The sequence below is a fragment of the Angustibacter aerolatus genome (assembly GCF_054776675.1).
The window spans coordinates 1-15,463 of the sequence record NZ_BAAHBM010000076.1 but is presented as its reverse complement, the minus strand read 5'-3'; the positions used below and the strand labels follow the sequence as shown (position 1 = coordinate 15,463).

Sequence of the window (15,463 nt, the reverse complement as noted above, 5' to 3'; positions counted from 1 at the left end):
CCGCGGCGGTCGCGTCGAGCTCGGCCGTCGCGCGCACCCGGCCGGCCGCCTGCGCCGACTCGTCGTGCGAGCCGGCCACCGCGGCCGCGCCCGTGCAGAGGGCGCCGACCGCCTCGTGGTACCGGTCGAGCACCTCGTGCAGCCGCAGCAGGACGTCGTCGCCTGCCGGCCGCGGACCGGCCAGCACCAGCTCGCGCGACCGGCGCGCGTGCCCGTGCAGCAGGTCGTGCGCCTGCAGGCTGGCGGCACGCAACCGCGCGACGGCCGCGTCGTCCCAGGTCAGCTCCACGCGCACCCCTTTCGGTAAGGTAAGCCTTACCGAAGGTACACCAGTCAGGCGCGGGGCAGCGGCTCCCGGCCGACCGGCTGCTCGGGCCGCGGCAGCAGCGGTTCGCGCGGCTCGACGGCGAGCTCGAGCGGCGTGGCCGTCGTGACCTCGACGTCGGTGCCGGCGTGCCGCACCGTGAGGCGGGCGTCCGGCCCGTCGTGCAGCTCGTAGCGCACGCGGTCGTGGTCGACGTCGACGACGACGCGCAGCCCGTGCCACATCAGCCGGAACCGCAGGCGGCTGATGCCCTGCGGCAGGTGCGGGTCGAACGCCAGCACGCCCTCGTCGTCGCGCAGCCCGCCGAAGCCCGCCACCAGCGCCGTCCACGCGCCGGCGAGCGAGGCCATGTGCAGGCCGTCGGCGGTGTTGTGGTGCAGGTCGTGCAGGTCGACGAACGCGGCCTCGAAGGCGTAGTCGTGCGCCAGCTCGAGGTGCCCGACCTCGGCGCACATCACCGCCTGCGTCGCCGCCGACAGCGACGAGTCGCGCACGGTGCGGCGCTCGTAGTAGTCGACGTTGCGCGCCTTCTGCTCGGCGGTGAACGCGTGCCCCTGCCAGTGCATCGCCAGCACCAGGTCGGCCTGCTTGATGACCTGGTGCGGGTAGAGGCGCACGTAGGGCTCGTGCAGCAGCAGCGGGTAGTCGTTGCGGCTCGCCTCGAAGTCCCACTCGGCCATCGTCGTGAACCCCTCGCACTGCGGGTGCACGCCGAGCTCCTCGTCGAACGGGATGTGCGCCGCGGCGGCGCAGTCGCGCCAGCGGGCGGTCTCGTCGGTGGTGACGCCGAGCCGGCGGGCGGCGTCCGGGTGCCGCTCGACCGCCTCGGCGGCGCGCACCAGGTTGCTCGCCGCCATCAGGTTCGTGAAGACGTTGTCGCGCACCACCGCGGTGTACTCGTCCGGGCCGGTGACGCCGTCGACGTGCCAGACGCCGTGCCGGTCGTGGTGCCCGAGCGACTCCCACATGCGGGCCGTCTCGACGAGCACCTCGAGGCCGGCGTCGGTCTCGAGGGTGTCGTCGCCGGTGACCAGCCGGTACCGCACGAACGCGGCGGCGATGTCGGCGTTCACGTGGAACGCGCCGGTGCCTGCCGGCCAGTACGCCGAGCACTCCTGGCCGTCGATCGTGCGCCAGGGGAACGTGATGCCCGACAACCCGAGCTGCTCGGCGCGGTCGCGGGCCTGCTCGAGCGTCGACGAGCGCCAGCGCAGCGCGTCGGCGGCGGCGTGCGGCAGCGTGTAGGTGAGCAGCGGCAGCACGAAGCCCTCGGTGTCCCAGAACGCGTGGCCGTCGTAGCCGGGCCCGGTGAGGCCCTTGCCGGCGATGGCGCGGCGCTCGGTGCGGGCGCTGGCCTGCAGCACGTGGAACAGCCCGAAGCGCACGGCCTGCTGCAGCTCGGCGTCGCCCTCGACCTCGACGTCGGCGTTCTCCCAGAACGCGTCCAGGTAGGCGCGCTGCGCGTCGACCAGCCCCTGCCACCCGGCGTACCGCGCGCCGGTGATCGCCGCGGCGACCTGGTCGCGGACGGCCGGCCGCGACCGCAGGCTCGACCAGCCGTAGGCCAGGTACTTGATGATGCGCAACCGCTGCCCGGGAGCGACCTCGCAGGTGATCGTCGTGCGCGCCCAGTCGGGCCCGGTGTCGACGTCGGTCTCGACGCGGGTCGGCGCCTCGACCTCGTGGTCCATCGCCGCGCCCATCAGCAGGTCGCTGACCTTGGTGCGGTGCAGCAGCACGGCGCCGAGGTCGTCCTGCTCGTGCGACACGCCGTCGAGCGGGTGGGTCAGCACCGCCGACACCCGCGGGTCGCCGTGGGTGACCGGCAGGTCCTCGTTGGCCTCGAGCTCGGACTGCACCACCAGCCGCACGGCCTCGGCGTCGTCCGGCACCTCGACGACGTACTCGATCGCCGCGACGCTGCGCTGGTCGAACGACACCAGGCGCGTCGTCCGCAGCCGCACCTCCTTGCCGGCCGGCGAGCGCCAGTGGACGTCGCGGCGCAGCGTGCCGGCCCGCAGGTCGAGGTCGCGCTCGTGCGAGAGCAGGTCGCCGTACCGGACGTCGAACGGCTCGTCGTCGACCAGCAGGCGGATCACCTTGCCGTTGGTGACGTTGACGAGGGTCTGGCCGTCCTCGGGGTAGCCGTACCCGGCCTCGGCGTACGGCAGCGGGCGGGTCTCGTAGTACGACCCGAGGTAGGTGCCGGGCAGGCCGTTCGGCTCGCCCTCGTCGAGGTTGCCGCGCAGCCCGACGTGCCCGTTCGACAGCGCGAACACCGACTCGGTCTGCGCGATGAGGTCGAGGTCGAGCCGGGGTTCGCGGACGTTCCAGGGCTCGACGGGGAAGTACCCGTGGCGGATCACGCGTCGCCGTCCAGCAGCTCGGCGAGGTCGTCGACCACCGTCGTCGCGCCGTGGTCGAGCAGCGCCTGCCGGTGGTGCACGCGGTCGACGCCGATCACCGCCGCGAACCCGCCGGCCCTCCCGGCGGCCACCCCGGACGTCGCGTCCTCGAACACCGCCGCGGCGTCCGGCCCGACGCCCAGCAGCTCGGCGCCGCGCAGGAACGAGTCGGGGGCGGGCTTGCCGCGCAGGTGCTCCTCGCGCAGCGTCACGCCGTCGACCCTCGCCTGCACGTACTCCTCGAGGTGCGTCACCTCGAGCACGTCCTTCGTGTTGGCGGACGACGAGACGACCGCCACCTGCAGCCCGGCGTCGCGCGCCGCGGCGAGGTACCGGCGCGAGCCCTCGAACACCTCGACGCCGTCGCGGTGCAGCACCTGCTGGAACAGCTCGTTCTTGCGGTTGCCGAGCCCGGCGACCGTCTCGCTCGTCGGGTCGTCGTCGGGGTCGCCCTCGGGCAGCGTGATGTCGCGGCTGGCGAGGAAGTCGCGCACGCCGTCCTCGCGCGGCTTGCCGTCGACGTACGTCTGGTAGTCGGCCTCCGGGTCGAACGGCCGCTGCCCCCGCTCGGCGAGGAAGGCGTCGAACATCTGCTGCCACGCCTTCGTGTGCACGCTGGCCGTGTCGGTCAGCACGCCGTCGAGGTCGAACAGGCACGCCGTCACGGCGTCGGGGAGTCCCAGCACGCGCTGAGTGTCCCCCCACACCGGCCCGCGGCGCGCGATGAGTCCGGCGTGGCGCGGCCGTCTCTCTCTGCGACCCCACCCTGAGGAGACCCGCCGTGGACCGCATGCTGTTCGTGAACCTGCCCGTGACCGACCTGTCGAGGGCCCGCGCGTTCTGGGAGGCGCTCGGCTTCGCCTTCGACGACCGCATCAGCGACGACCGCGCCGCCAGCATGCTGATCAGCGAGCAGACCCACGTGATGCTCATGGCGAAGCCGTTCTTCGCGTCCTTCCACGACCGGCAGCCGGTCGACGCCCGCACCCACGCGCAGGTGGTGCTCGCGCTCTCGGCGCCCAGTCGCGACGGCGTGCACGAGCTGGTCGACGCGGCGCTCGCGGCGGGAGGCGCGCCGGCCGGTGACGCCGAGGACCACGGGTTCATGGTGAGCCGGCCGTTCGCCGACCCCGACGGCAACCTGTGGAACGTCGTCTGGATGGACGTCGAGGCCGCGTCGTCGGAGGGGCACCTGGCGGGCTGACCGGGCAGGATGGCGCCGTGAGCCCAAAGGCCAGCGGGTCGCCCGCCGTCGAGCTGGACGTCGGCGGGCGCACCGTGCGCGTCTCCAACCCCGACCGCGTCTACTTCAGCGAGCGCGGCGAGACCAAGCTCGACCTGGTGCGCTACTACGAGTCGGTCGGCGACGGCATCGTGCGGGCGCTGCGGGAGCGGCCGTGCATGCTGCACCGGTTCCCGGACGGCGTCGACGGCGCGAAGGTGCACCAGAAGCGGCTGCCGCGCGGAGCCCCCGACTGGGTCGAGACCGTCCAGATCTTCTTCCCCCGCTGGTCGCGCACCGCCGACGAGCTGTGCGTCACCGAGCTCGCCGACGTCGTCTGGGCGGTGCAGATGTCGACCGTCGAGTTCCACCCGTGGAACACCCGCCGCGCCGACACCGAGCGCCCCGACGAGTGGCGCATCGACCTCGACCCGATGCCCGACTGCGACTTCGCGACCGTGCGGCGGGTCGCCCACGTCGTCCACGAGGTGCTCGACGAGCTCGGCGTCGTCGGCTACCCCAAGACCAGCGGCGGCAGCGGGCTGCACGTCTACGTGCGCATCGAGCCGCGCTGGGGGTTCGCCGACGTGCGCCGGGCGGCCCTCGCGTTCGCTCACGAGGTCGAGCGCCGGGTGCCCGACCTGGTGACCACGACCTGGTGGCGCAAGGACCGCGACCCCCGCAAGCTCTTCGTCGACTACAACCAGAACGCCCGCGACCACACCATCGCCAGCGCCTACTCGGTGCGCGGCACCCCGCGCGGCGTCGTCTCGACCCCCATCCGCTGGGACGAGGTCGACGACGTCGAGCCCCGCGACCTCACCATCGCCACCGTGCCCGCCCGCTTCGCCGAGCTCGGTGAGCTGCACGCCGCCATCGACGACGTCGCCCACTCCATCGAGCCGCTGCTCGAGTGGGCCGACCGCGACGGCGTCGAGGTGCCGGACGCCGACGAGCCCTCGGCCTGAACCCTCCCGCGCTGCCGCCGCGCGCCGGGGCGCGCTTCGGGGGCGCGCTTCGGGGGTGCGCTTCGGGGGTGCGCGAGCCACGTGAAGTCGGCTGCGGCACCGTTCGATGGGCGTGCACGCCGCAGGAACGGTGCCGGAGCCACAGGATGCGAGCCTCGGACGTCGGCTGCCCGCCGTCCGAGCACCTGATGACCCGACGCGCGGGCAGAGGTGCGGTGACGGCCCGGCTCGACGGCGTGGCCGGGGGGTTCTGCCCGCGCCGTGGGACACCCGCCTAGGCTGTCGGGCGTGAACGGCACGTTGAGCGCGGTGCTCGTGACGGCCTCGCTCGTGCTGGCCGTCCTCGCCGCCGTCTGGACCGCGCGCGACCGGTCGACCGGCCGGGTGCTGGTCGGCGGGGCCGGGCTCGTCGAGGTGCTGGTGCTGGTGCAGCTCGTGGTCGGGGTGCTCGCGCTGCCGCACCGCGGGGTGAGCGCGGCGCTCTTCGTCGGCTACCTGGTCGGAACCGCCGTGGTGCTGCCGGCCGCCGTCGCCTGGGCCCGCGCCGAGCCGGGCCGCTGGGGAGCCGGCGTGCTGCTGATCGCGGCGCTCGTCGTGCCGGTGCTCGTCGCGCGGCTGCACATGGTCTGGGACGGCCGTGGCTGAGCGGCGGACCGCTGCCGCCGACCGGCGTCCGCTGCGCAGCGGGCCGGGCCGGGTGCTCGTCGCCGTCTACGGGATCTTCGCGCTGGCCGCCACCGGCCGGGCAGCGGTGCAGCTGAGCACGAAGTTCCACGAGGCGCCGCTGGCCTACCTGCTGTCGGCGCTCGCGGCCGCGGTCTACGTCGTGGCCACCGTCGCCCTCGCCCGCGGTGACCGGACGTCGGGACGCGTGGCCGTCGTCTCGTGCTCGGTCGAGCTGCTCGGCGTGCTCGTCGTCGGCACCCTGTCCCTCGCCGACAGCAAGGCCTTCCCCGACCAGACGGTGTGGTCGGGGTACGGGCAGGGCTACGGCTTCGTGCCGCTGGTGCTGCCGGTGCTCGGCCTCCTCTGGCTGCGCCGCACCCTGCGCCGAACCCCCTAGGTGCCGGCCCAGGGCGGCCGGGCCAGCAGCCGCGGCACGGCGCTCGCGGCGCGCGCCGACAGGCTGCCGAACGGCTCGACGTCGGCGGTGCGCCGAGCGGGCGTGCCGGCGCGCTTCCACACCGCGACCACGCGGCCCGCGTCGACCACCGTGGCGCGGAACATGCCGTTGCCGCCCGGCACCACGCGCTCGAAGCAGGCGGGGTCGAGCACGTCGTCGCGCCGGGCGTAGCCGAGCACGAACTCGTCGAACCCCGGCAGCAGCAGCGGGGCGCGGGCGGCGCGGCGGGCGTCGGCCAGCCCGTCGAGCACCGCGGGGTCGACGACGTGCCGCGTGCCGTCGACGTCGACCTCGACGACGGTGCCGGCGGCGACCAGTGCGGCGAGCGCCCGGCGGACGGCGGTCACCGGCAGACCGGTCCACCAGGCGAGGTCGCGCTCGGTGCCGGGGCCGTGGCTGCGCGCCCAGCGCCCGGCCAGCTCGAGCAGCGCGTCGTCGCCGTCGAGGTCGCGCGGTGCCGGCACCCACGCGTCGAGCAGCACCACGAGCTGCTCCCTCCCGTCGAGCGGCCCGAGGCAGACGACACCGAGCATCGACAGCGCGCCGAGCAGGTGGGTCGGCGCCTGGCCGCCCGGCAACCCGGCGTCGGCCCAGGCGGCGGCGAGGTCGGCCCGGCGGCGCGGCCCGTCGGCCAGCTCGCGCTCGGCGACCGCACGGGCCAGGGGCAGCGAGTCGTCGTCGAGTCCCAGCTCGGTGAACCGGCGGCGCTGACCGCGCAGCACCCGCGCCCCGGTCTGCCGCACCATCCACCCGGCGTCCGCCCCGGGCACCAGGTGCAGGGTGCCCCGCTGCGGCCACGTGCGCACCACGCTGCCGTCGCCGAGCGCGGCCTCGACACCGGCCCGCTCCCGCGACGCCGTGCGCAGCGCGACCGACACCAGCGCCCCCGGCAGGTCCTGGGCCTGCACCGCACCCGTGGCGCGCACCACCGAGGCGGCGTCCGCGTGCGGCGGGCCGGCCAGCCGCTGCGCGAGCACCCGCAGCGGCCCGACGTCCGACGGCTTCACGCGCAGCACCGCCGCAGCATGGCAGCCACCTCCGACACCCGTCCGCGCCCGCCGTCCGCGCCGGGTGGTCATCGGGAGCCTGGGCGCGGGGCCTCGAGGGGTGGGGGCGCCGTCCGAGGGGCGTGCACGCCCAGCGAACGGTGCCGCAGCCGACGTCACGTGGCCCGCGACAAGGGGGGCGGACGGCGGGGGTCAGCCCTGCTGGAGCGAGTCGATGACCTCGACGGCGCCGGCGAGGGCCTCGAGGTAGGTGCGCGAGAGCACGCCCTCGGGGATCAGCGTGGTGGCGGTGCCGAGGCGGGTGAACTGCTCGACGGTCCAGAGCAGGGCGCCGACCTGGCCCTCGTGGCGCAGGATGGCGGCGGCCAGGCCGTCGTCGAGGCGGGTGTCGCGGGCGATGCGCACGGGGTCGGCGCCGAGCACGTGCACGACGGCCGAGACCAGCCCGGCCGAGTACGCCGAGAGCGCGTCGACGCCGGGCACGCGGTCGCTGAGCAGCTCGCAGGTGCGGGCCTGCGCGAGGATCGTCACGAGGTCCTCGCGGGCCTGCGTCGGGTGGCCGGCCAGCGCGGCCAGCAGCACCCAGGCGCTCAGGGCGCGGCGTCCGACGAGCACGACGGCCTGCCGCATCGAGTGCACCTGGTAGCGGGCTCCGGCCACCGAGTTCACGGTCTGCAGCACCCGCAGGCTGATCGACGGGTCGGCCGACACGATCCGCTCCAGCTCGGCGGTCGAGCTGGTCGGGTCGGCGAGCGCGGCGAGCAGCTGCAGGCAGACCAGGGCGCCGGGGGCGACCCGGCCGTCGCGCGGACGCTCCCGCTGGGCGAAGGCCGGGCCCTGCAGCAGGTCGATGCCGAGGTCCAGGCAGCGGTCGCGCTCGGCGGCGTCGCGCACGCCCTCGGCCAGCAGCCGGGCCCGCGGGGTGGTGGCCCGCACGTGCCGCACCAGGTCGGGCAGGTCGTCGCCGACGGCGGGCAGGTCGAGCTTCACGACGTCGACGAGCGGCAGCAGCTCGAGGTAGGCCTCGCCGCCGACGTACAGGTTGATCGCGACCCGGTAGCCGCGCGCCTTCAGCTCGCGGACGCCGGCCAGCAGCTCGTCGTCGACGTCGAGGGGGTCGAGCAGCTCGAGCACCACGCTGTGCGGGTCGAACGGCATGGAGCGCTCGCCGGTCAGGAACGCCCGGGTGGGGTTGACGTACAGCACGCGCCGCGCGCCGAGCCGGTGCAGGCCGTAGTCGCCGAACGCCGTGACCAGCGTCGCCGTCGTGGCGTCGTCGAGGGCGGCGCGCAGCCCGACGTCGTCGGTCGGGGGCTGGGTGAACAGCAGCTCGTAGCCGACGACGGCGCCCTCGCGGTCGTGCACGGCGTGGCGCACGACGCGGGGTCGCGTCGTCACCGGCCGCACGCTCGACTGCGTCATGGCGTCCCCTCCGTGGGCTGCTGCGGGGCCGCCGGCGCACGTCCTGTGCCACCTGTGGTGCCTGGCCCCACGGAGGTGATCGGCCAGAACCGTTGCGACCTGAACAAGAACGACGACGGGCGCCCGGTCGGGTGACCGGGCGCCCGTCGGGCCGTCTGCGCCTCAGCCGGCGTGGACCGCGCGGACCGTGGTGAACGGGGTCACGGGAGCGGTCGCCCGCCAGCGGCGGAGGCTGACCAGGCGTCCGCGCTCGTCGGTGAGCGTGGCGACGACCTCGTCGCTGCGAGGTGTCGAGGCGAGAGCGGCCAGCACCTGCGTCAGGGTGGGGGTCGCGGACGTGTCGCTGCTCGGGTCCAGCGAGTCGAACAGGTCGTCGAGGTCGCCGAAGCCCTCGGGTGCGGCCTCGCCACCGGCGCCGTCGATGCGCAGCGTCAGCCGGTGGCCGCGCTGCGCCTTCGGCAGCGTCAGAGGCAGCACGTGGGTGACCTTGGCGTCGGGGTCGCCGTTCCGCGTGACGGTGACCCGCGAGTACACCGGCTTGCCGGCCCGGTTGTGCAGGCCCTTGCCGTAGCTGCCCCACTTCAGCGCCTGCCGGAACTGCGACGTGGGGTTCAGCCACAGCTTGTGCACGGAGGTGACCGTGCCGGTGACGGAGACGCCGGTGATCTTCACCCGCTCGCTCTCCTGGTCGGTGATCGAGCTCACCGTCTGGTCGGCCCACATCGCGGCCTGGAGGTCGAGGGGGAGGTCCTTGATCCCGGCCGAGTCGAACCGCTCGCCGGTGGTGACGCGGAACGCCTTGCCCTCGGCGCGGGTGCCGGTGATCGTGAGCGACAGGTCGGCGCCGCCCTTCGAGGCCCCCGACCCCATGGCGGTGTCGAGGGCGGACATCGCCTGGTAGGCGGTCGCGGTGCTCAGGAAGTCGGGGGCGACGACGGTCGTGAGACCCGTGGTGACCTTGCCCGTCTGCGCCTTCGTGACGGACGACGTGAGCCGGGTGCCGACCGGGGCGGCGCCCTCGCGGATCCGGATGCCGAGGGTGCGGTCGCGGTCGACGGTGCCGACGACGCCGCCGACGTTCGCGACCTTGAACGGCGACCGGGTCGGGTCGGGCTGCACGAAGACGGCGCTGGCCGAGTGCGCGCTGTACGTCGAGACCCCGGCGTCGAGGAACGGGTGGCCGAAGGCGACCCCGGACCCGTGGCAGGTGTAGGTCGTGGTGCCGATCGCCGCCAGGGTGACGGTGCCGTAGGCGACGGCCGCCGCGATGTTGCCGCCGCCCTCGAGCGGCACCGGTGCCGCGGCGCGGGTGGCGCCGCCGGCGACGCGGACCTGCTGACCGGTCACGGCAGCCAGCCGCTCGGAGGCGCGCGCGGCGCCGGGGCCGGAGACGCCGGAGACCGTGAGCGGCAGCGGCAGCTGGCGGAAGCGGGTCGCCTGGGCGGCGGTCGCCTCGCCGGTGGCGCGCAGGGCGCGGGCGGCCTGGGGGGTGGTGCGCACGAGCTTGGCCTGGCGGGTGCCGTCGGGGTCGGCGGTGCGCAGCGTCTCCAGGGAGGCGGCGGGGGTGATGCCGGCGATGGGGCTGGAGCCGGCGAGGCCGTAGGAGACCGAGCCGATGAGGTGGCCGTCGGCGGTGTAGACGGGCGAGCCCGACATGCCTTCCCACACGCCGCCGGAGCGGGTGAGTGCGGGGGAGGAGAGCTCGGCCATGATCATGTCGACGCCGGGTGCGATGCCGTCGGTGATCCGGCCGAGCACGGTGGCGGAGAACGGTTCGGGGGTGGTGCCGCGCTCGACGGTCCAGCCGGTGCCGGTGAGGCCGTCGACGGCCGAGGCGGTGGGCAGCACCGAGGGGCAGGCGCGCGGCTGGGGCAGCGGTGCGGCCTGCGCGGACTGCGCCGTGACGGCGGTCAGTCCGGCGGCCAGCACCGCGGTCGTGACGAACGGGACGAGCGCGCCTGGACGCTTCATGCAGGACTCCCCTGAGTGGTGCGGCCCGGGGACGTCCCGCCCGCTGTCGCACCGTAGGTGACTCCGGGTGCCCGCGTGGTCGCTTTCGGCAGAGACACGCGCCTGCCTGACCGCGCGGACACCGCCTCACCCGCACGGGCGGCCCTCGCCCCGCCCGGACGGGTCGTCAGACCAGCTGCAGGACGGCGTCCGCCGCGGACGGCCAGACCTGCGCCGCCCACTCGCCGAACGGCCGGTCGCACAGCGACACCAGCACGACGTCGGCCTCGGGGTCGACCCACAGGAAGCTGCCGGACTGGCCGAAGTGGCCGAAGGTCGCGGGGGTGTTCGCGGCGCCGGTCCAGTGCGGTTGCTTGTGCCCCCGCACCTCGGGCCCGAGCCCCCACGGGCAGGGCCGCTGCAGCCCGAACCCGGGCACGACGCCGATCAGGTCGGGCCACGCCGGGGTGCGCATCCGCTCGGCGAGCGGCGCCGGCAGCAGGGTGGGCCGCCACAGCTCGGCGCCCAGCAGCGCCAGGTCGCGCACCGGGCCGTGCACGCCGTGCGCCGCGCTGCCCTCGAGCCGCGTCGAGCTCATGCCGAGCGGCGCGAGCACCCGGTCGTGCAGCCACGCGGCGGCGGAGCGACCGGAGCGCTGTGCCCCCAGCTCGCCGAGCAGGTCGTACCCGGCGTTCGAGTAGACCCGCCGGGTGCCGGGCTCGCGAGCCGCCCCGCCCGCCTCCATCGCGAGCCCGGACGCGTGGGCGAGCACGTGCGCGAGGGTCGACCCGGGCGGCCCCGCCGGGTCGTCGAGCGAGATCAGGCCGTCGGCGACGTCGCGCAGCGTCGCGAGCGCCGTGACCAGCTTGCTGACCGACGCCCACGGCAGGACGGCGTCGGACCCCACGGCCACGGTGCCGGCGTCCGTCACGAGGGCCAGGCCGGCCACGCGGGTGGGCCAGCGCTCGAGCTGGGCGCGCAGCACCGCGGCGACGTCGGGCTCGGTCGGGCTGCTCACGGTGCTCGGGCTCCTCGGCGGGCGGACGGCGGGGCCCCGAGCATCGCACGCACCGGTCAGCCGGCGGCGGCGACGTCGAGCACCCAGGTGATGCCGAAGCGGTCGGTCAGCATGCCGAAGGCGGGCGCCCACGCCGACGGGCCGAGCGGCTCGACGACGGTGCCGCCGTCGGCCAGCCCGGCCCACAGCTCCTCGACCTCGGCGACGGTGTCGGCGTGCACGGCCACGAAGAACGGCGAGGTGGTGATCGTCGTCCCGTGCTCGCGGCGGGTCACCGCGGGCTCGGTGGCGGCGCGGCCGGCGACGGGCACGTCGTAGGCCATGACGGTGAACCCGCTCGGCGCGGTGACCTGGCCGAACACGACCTGGTCGGCGTCCGGCAGGCCGGCGGGCAGGCCGAGGTCGCCGTAGGTGGCGACGCGGACCTCGCCGCCGAAGACCGAGGCGTACAGGTCGAGGGCGGCGCGGGCCCGGCCCTGGAAGTTGAGGTGGGTGACGGCGGTGACGGGCACGGGTGCTCCTGAGGTCGGACGGGTGCCGGCGACTGCCGACACCACCGAGATTCGCACCGGTACCGGACCGTTTTGGTCCGCAACCTGCGCGACGATCGCACCGTGCCCACGACCGCCGCCGCCACCACGTCGCAGCGCCTGCTCTCGCTGCTCTCGCTGCTGCAGACCCGCCGCGACTGGCCCGGTGGCGTGCTGGCCGAGCGGCTCTCGGTCACCGAGCGGACGGTGCGCCGCGACGTCGACCGCCTGCGCGAGCTCGGCTACCCCGTGCAGGCGGTGCGCGGCCCGGCCGGCGGGTACCGGCTCGGCGCCGGCTCGCAGATGCCGCCGCTGCTGCTGGACGACGAGCAGACCGTGGCGCTCGCGGTGGCGCTGCGCCTGGCGGTGACGGCCGGCGCGGGCATCGAGGAGGCCGCCGAGCGGGCGCTGACCACGCTGCGGCAGGTGGTGCCGGCGCGTCTGCGCGGCCGCATCGACACCCTCGAGCTGTCGGTCGCCCCGCCGTCCTCGACCGGCCGCGCGGCCACCGACGTGCTGCTGGCGGTGGGTGCGGCGGTGCGGGCGCGCGAGGAGCTGCGGTTCCGGTACCCGGCGGCCGGCGCCGACCCGGACGACGAGGCGCTGCCGACCCGCCGGGTGCAGCCGCACCACCTCGTCGCGCGGGCCGGCCGCTGGTACCTCGTGGGGTGGGACGTCGAGCGCGACGACTGGCGGGTCTTCCGGGTCGACCGGGTGCGGCCGCGGGTGCCGAACGGGCCGCGCTTCACCCCGCGCCCGCTGCCGGGCGGCGACGTCGCCGCGTTCCTGGAGGGCCGGTTCCGCGGCGCGTCCGGCCCCGGCGGCTGGCCGTGCGTCGGCACGGTGCTGCTGCAGCGGCCGGCTGCGGACGGCGTCCGACACGTCGGCGACGGCGTCGTCGAGGCGAGCGGGCCGAAGGCCTGCCGGGTGCGGCTCGGCGCCTGGTCGTGGGCCGGGCTCGCGGCGTCGTTCGCCCGCTTCGACGCCGACGTCGAGGTGCTCGACCCGCCGCAGCTGCGGGACGCCTTCGCCGTGCTGGCCCGGCGCGCGTCGCGGGCGGCCGGCGACGCGTCGGCGGAGTAGGTTCGCCGCCGTGGACGAGCGGCTGCTGAGCGGGCTGGGCGAGCGCGGGCTGGGGGCGCTGACGACGCTGAAGCGCGACGGCCGGCCGCAGCTGTCGATGGTGAGCTACCAGTACGTGCCCGACGAGCGCCTGGTGCGCGTCTCGGTGACGGACGACCGGGCCAAGGTGCGCAACCTGCGCCGCGACGCCCGGGTGAGCATGCTGGTGCAGACCGGCGACGGCGGCTACGTGGTGGTCGAGGGCGACGCCGAGCTGGGGCCGGTGGCGCACGACCCGCACGACGCGACGGTCGACGCGCTGGTCGAGCACTTCCGCGTCGCGAACGGCGAGCACGACGACTGGGACGCGTTCCGGGCGGCGATGGTGCGCGACCAGCGGCTGCTGCTGACCTTCACCGTGACGCACGCGTACGGCTGGACGGCGGGCTGAGCAGGGCCCGCACCTCCGGCTCGCGCAGCCACCCGCCGAGCAGCACCACGGCGCGGTCGAGCAGGTCGGTGAGCTGAGCCCGGGTCACGCCGTCCGTCTCGAGCCAGCCGATCACCGCCTCCTCGAACAGGGCCGTCCAGGCCCGGCCGACCAGGTCGAGCGCCGGGGTCGCGGGCAGGCCCTGCTCGACCGCGGTGCCGACCAGCTCACCGAGGAACCCGCGCCGCCACGCGGCCAGCGCCGCCGCGACCTCGGGCTCGTCGTGCAGCGGTCCGCGCAGCGCGGCCAGCGAGCCCGCGGGGTGCTCGGCGACGGCGTCGAGGAACAGGCCCATGCGGGCGACGACCCGGCCCTGCGGGTCGTCGAGCCGCGGACCCAGCGCGCGCTCGGTCAGCCGCTCGATCGCGGCCACGACGACTGCCGCCTGCAGGCCGCGCAGCGACCCGAAGTAGTGCAGGGCCAGCGTGCGCGAGGTGCCGGCGGCCTCGGCGACGCCCTCGGCGGTGACGGCCGCCGGTCCGCCGTCGTCGAGCAGCCGCAGCCCCGCGGCGAGCAGGTGCGCCCGCCGCTGCTCGGGGGGCATCCGGCGGGCAGCCGGCTCGCGTTGACTCATGGTCAACAGGGTACTACCGTGGCTCTTGTTGACCACGATTCAACAAGAGGAGCCCGGCATGCGGATCGCCTGCCACGACCTGACCGTGCGCGGTGCCCACGGCCCGATGCTGCAGCCCACGTCGCTGACGGCGACCACCGGCGAGGTGACCCTCGTCGCCGGCCAGCCCGGGCACGGCCACACCGCGCTGGCGCTGGCGCTCGCCGGCCGCCTCGTGCCGGCCGGCGGGTCCGTCGAGCTGGACGGCGGCCGCGACCGGTCGGCGCTGCAGCGCGCGGTCGCGCTGGTCGACGTGCCCGGCGTCACCGAACCGGACGACGTCCTGCCGCTGGGCACGGTGATCGGCGAGGGGCTGGCCGTCGCCGGTCGACCGGCCGGACGCCGGGCGGTGCGCGAGTGGCTGGCCGACCGCGAGGCCGAGGCGCTGCGCGGCACGCTGCTCGACCAGGTGCCGGCCGCGCTGCGCACCCGGGTGCTCACCGAGCTGGCCGCCGCCCGCCGTGACGTCGGCGTCCTCGTGCTGACCCTGCCCGACCGGCACGGCGCCCCGCCGCGCACCTGGTGGCAGCTGGCCGCCGAGCACGCCCGCGACCTCGCCGTCGTCGTCACCTGCACCGACTCGAGCGCCGAGCTGCTCGGCGTGCCGCACGCGTCGCTCGGTGCGGCGCAGGAGGTGCACGCGTGACCGCCCTGCGGATGGCGCTGTCGGAGCTGCGCCGGCTGACGTCGGGCCGGCTGCCGCGGGCGGCGCTGCTGGCGATGCTGGTGATCCCGCTGCTGTACGGCGGGCTGTACCTCTACGCCAACCACGACCCCTACAGCCGTCTCGACCAGGTGCCGGCCGCGCTCGTCGACGAGGACGCCGGCACCACCGACGCCCACGGCGACCGGCAGGACGTCGGAGCCGCCGTCACCCGCGACCTGCTGCGGCGCGGCGACTTCGACTGGCACCGGGTGTCGGCTGCCGAGGCCGACCGCGGGGTGCGCGAGGGCCGCTACGACTTCGCGCTCACCCTGCCGCGCGACCTGTCGGCGTCGCTGGCGTCGTCCACCCGGCTCACCGACCCCGGCCTCGCGCCGCGGCAGGGCACGCTGGTGCTGACGACGAACGACGCGAACAACGCGCTGGCTCGCACCATCTCGACGCAGCTGGCCGGCACGGTGCGCGACACCGTCGCCGGGCAGGTCGGCGAGCGCGCCGCCGACGGGTTCCTCGTCGGGTTCGCGACGATCCACGACCAGCTCGGCAGCGCCGCCACGGGTGCCCACCGGCTCGCGGAGGGCGCGGGCGGCGCGGCCGCCGGCGTCGCCCGGCTCGCCGAGGGCTCGTCCGACCTGCTCACCGGGCAGCGGCGGCTGGCCACCGG

Annotated in this window: 17 protein-coding genes; 8 read left to right on the top strand and 9 right to left on the bottom strand. The window is 75.8% G+C overall.

Going from position 1 to position 15,463, the window contains the following annotated elements; translation table 11 throughout:
- The 3 genes from ACYVI6_RS14970 to ACYVI6_RS14960 form a co-directional block, all read right to left on the bottom strand.
- Positions 1 to 289, bottom strand: a 289-nt coding sequence (locus ACYVI6_RS14970; protein ID WP_460447135.1) for a hypothetical protein, incomplete at its 3' end; no start/stop codon positions are given.
- Positions 290 to 333: 44 nt separating this feature from the next.
- A complete protein-coding gene (locus ACYVI6_RS14965) occupies positions 334 to 2,691 on the bottom strand; it encodes a glycoside hydrolase family 65 protein (RefSeq protein ID WP_460447134.1) in 2,358 nt (785 codons plus the stop codon).
- Positions 2,688 to 3,416, bottom strand: a complete 729-nt coding sequence (locus ACYVI6_RS14960; RefSeq protein ID WP_460447133.1) for a beta-phosphoglucomutase family hydrolase — start codon at positions 3,414 to 3,416, stop codon at positions 2,688 to 2,690. The genes ACYVI6_RS14965 and ACYVI6_RS14960 overlap by 4 nt, the downstream gene beginning before the upstream one ends.
- Positions 3,417 to 3,520: 104 nt before the next feature.
- Between ACYVI6_RS14960 and ACYVI6_RS14955 the strand changes: the two genes are divergently transcribed.
- The 4 genes from ACYVI6_RS14955 (at position 3,521) to ACYVI6_RS14940 (ending at position 5,983) form a co-directional block, all read left to right on the top strand.
- Entirely contained in the window at positions 3,521 to 3,934 is a 414-nt protein-coding gene (locus ACYVI6_RS14955) for a VOC family protein (protein ID WP_460447136.1), read from the top strand.
- Between the two features lie 17 nt (positions 3,935 to 3,951).
- Complete coding sequence (ligD, locus tag ACYVI6_RS14950) at positions 3,952 to 4,920, top strand: non-homologous end-joining DNA ligase (RefSeq protein ID WP_460447132.1); 969 nt, start codon at positions 3,952 to 3,954, stop codon at positions 4,918 to 4,920.
- A 288-nt stretch (positions 4,921 to 5,208) separates the two neighbouring features.
- Complete coding sequence (locus ACYVI6_RS14945; RefSeq protein WP_460447131.1) at positions 5,209 to 5,565, top strand: hypothetical protein; 357 nt, start codon at positions 5,209 to 5,211, stop codon at positions 5,563 to 5,565.
- Positions 5,558 to 5,983, top strand: a complete 426-nt coding sequence (locus tag ACYVI6_RS14940) for a hypothetical protein (RefSeq protein ID WP_460447130.1) — start codon at positions 5,558 to 5,560, stop codon at positions 5,981 to 5,983. Before ACYVI6_RS14945 ends, ACYVI6_RS14940 begins: the two co-directional genes overlap by 8 nt.
- On the opposite strand, the gene ACYVI6_RS14935 is transcribed toward ACYVI6_RS14940, so the two are convergent.
- The 5 genes from ACYVI6_RS14935 to ACYVI6_RS14915 form a co-directional block, all read right to left on the bottom strand.
- Complete coding sequence (locus ACYVI6_RS14935) at positions 5,980 to 7,059, bottom strand: winged helix DNA-binding domain-containing protein (protein ID WP_460447129.1); 1,080 nt, start codon at positions 7,057 to 7,059, stop codon at positions 5,980 to 5,982. The two genes, ACYVI6_RS14940 and ACYVI6_RS14935, sit on opposite strands and share 4 nt — an antisense overlap.
- A gap of 183 nt (positions 7,060 to 7,242) precedes the next feature.
- Positions 7,243 to 8,472 carry an EAL and HDOD domain-containing protein gene (locus ACYVI6_RS14930; RefSeq protein ID WP_460447128.1) on the bottom strand — a complete coding sequence of 410 codons (1,230 nt, stop codon included), beginning with the start codon at positions 8,470 to 8,472 and terminating at the stop codon, positions 7,243 to 7,245.
- Positions 8,473 to 8,634: 162 nt separating this feature from the next.
- Complete coding sequence (locus ACYVI6_RS14925; protein WP_460447127.1) at positions 8,635 to 10,443, bottom strand: hypothetical protein; 1,809 nt, start codon at positions 10,441 to 10,443, stop codon at positions 8,635 to 8,637.
- A 166-nt stretch (positions 10,444 to 10,609) separates the two neighbouring features.
- On the bottom strand, positions 10,610 to 11,440 hold the full coding sequence (locus tag ACYVI6_RS14920; protein ID WP_460447126.1) for a serine hydrolase domain-containing protein: 831 nt from the start codon (positions 11,438 to 11,440) through the stop codon (positions 10,610 to 10,612).
- A 56-nt stretch (positions 11,441 to 11,496) separates the two neighbouring features.
- Entirely contained in the window at positions 11,497 to 11,952 is a 456-nt protein-coding gene (locus tag ACYVI6_RS14915; RefSeq protein ID WP_460447125.1) for a VOC family protein, read from the bottom strand.
- A gap of 102 nt (positions 11,953 to 12,054) precedes the next feature.
- Here ACYVI6_RS14915 and ACYVI6_RS14910 point away from each other — a divergent pair, with 102 nt between their 5' ends.
- Entirely contained in the window at positions 12,055 to 13,053 is a 999-nt protein-coding gene (locus ACYVI6_RS14910; RefSeq protein WP_460447124.1) for a helix-turn-helix transcriptional regulator, read from the top strand.
- Between the two features lie 10 nt (positions 13,054 to 13,063).
- Positions 13,064 to 13,483, top strand: coding sequence for a PPOX class F420-dependent oxidoreductase (locus ACYVI6_RS14905; protein ID WP_460447123.1), 420 nt, complete (start codon positions 13,064 to 13,066; stop codon positions 13,481 to 13,483).
- On the opposite strand, the gene ACYVI6_RS14900 is transcribed toward ACYVI6_RS14905, so the two are convergent.
- Positions 13,446 to 14,096, bottom strand: coding sequence for a TetR/AcrR family transcriptional regulator (locus ACYVI6_RS14900; RefSeq protein ID WP_460447122.1), 651 nt, complete (start codon positions 14,094 to 14,096; stop codon positions 13,446 to 13,448). The two genes, ACYVI6_RS14905 and ACYVI6_RS14900, sit on opposite strands and share 38 nt — an antisense overlap.
- Before the next feature lie 58 nt (positions 14,097 to 14,154).
- On the opposite strand from ACYVI6_RS14900, the gene ACYVI6_RS14895 reads away from it, so the two are divergent.
- Together ACYVI6_RS14895 and ACYVI6_RS14890 are read left to right on the top strand one after the other, a co-directional pair.
- Positions 14,155 to 14,781 carry a hypothetical protein gene (locus ACYVI6_RS14895; protein ID WP_460447121.1) on the top strand — a complete coding sequence of 209 codons (627 nt, stop codon included), beginning with the start codon at positions 14,155 to 14,157 and terminating at the stop codon, positions 14,779 to 14,781.
- Positions 14,778 to 15,463: YhgE/Pip domain-containing protein (locus ACYVI6_RS14890; RefSeq protein WP_460447120.1), on the top strand; the 686-nt coding region annotated here is incomplete at its 3' end. The genes ACYVI6_RS14895 and ACYVI6_RS14890, both read left to right, overlap by 4 nt.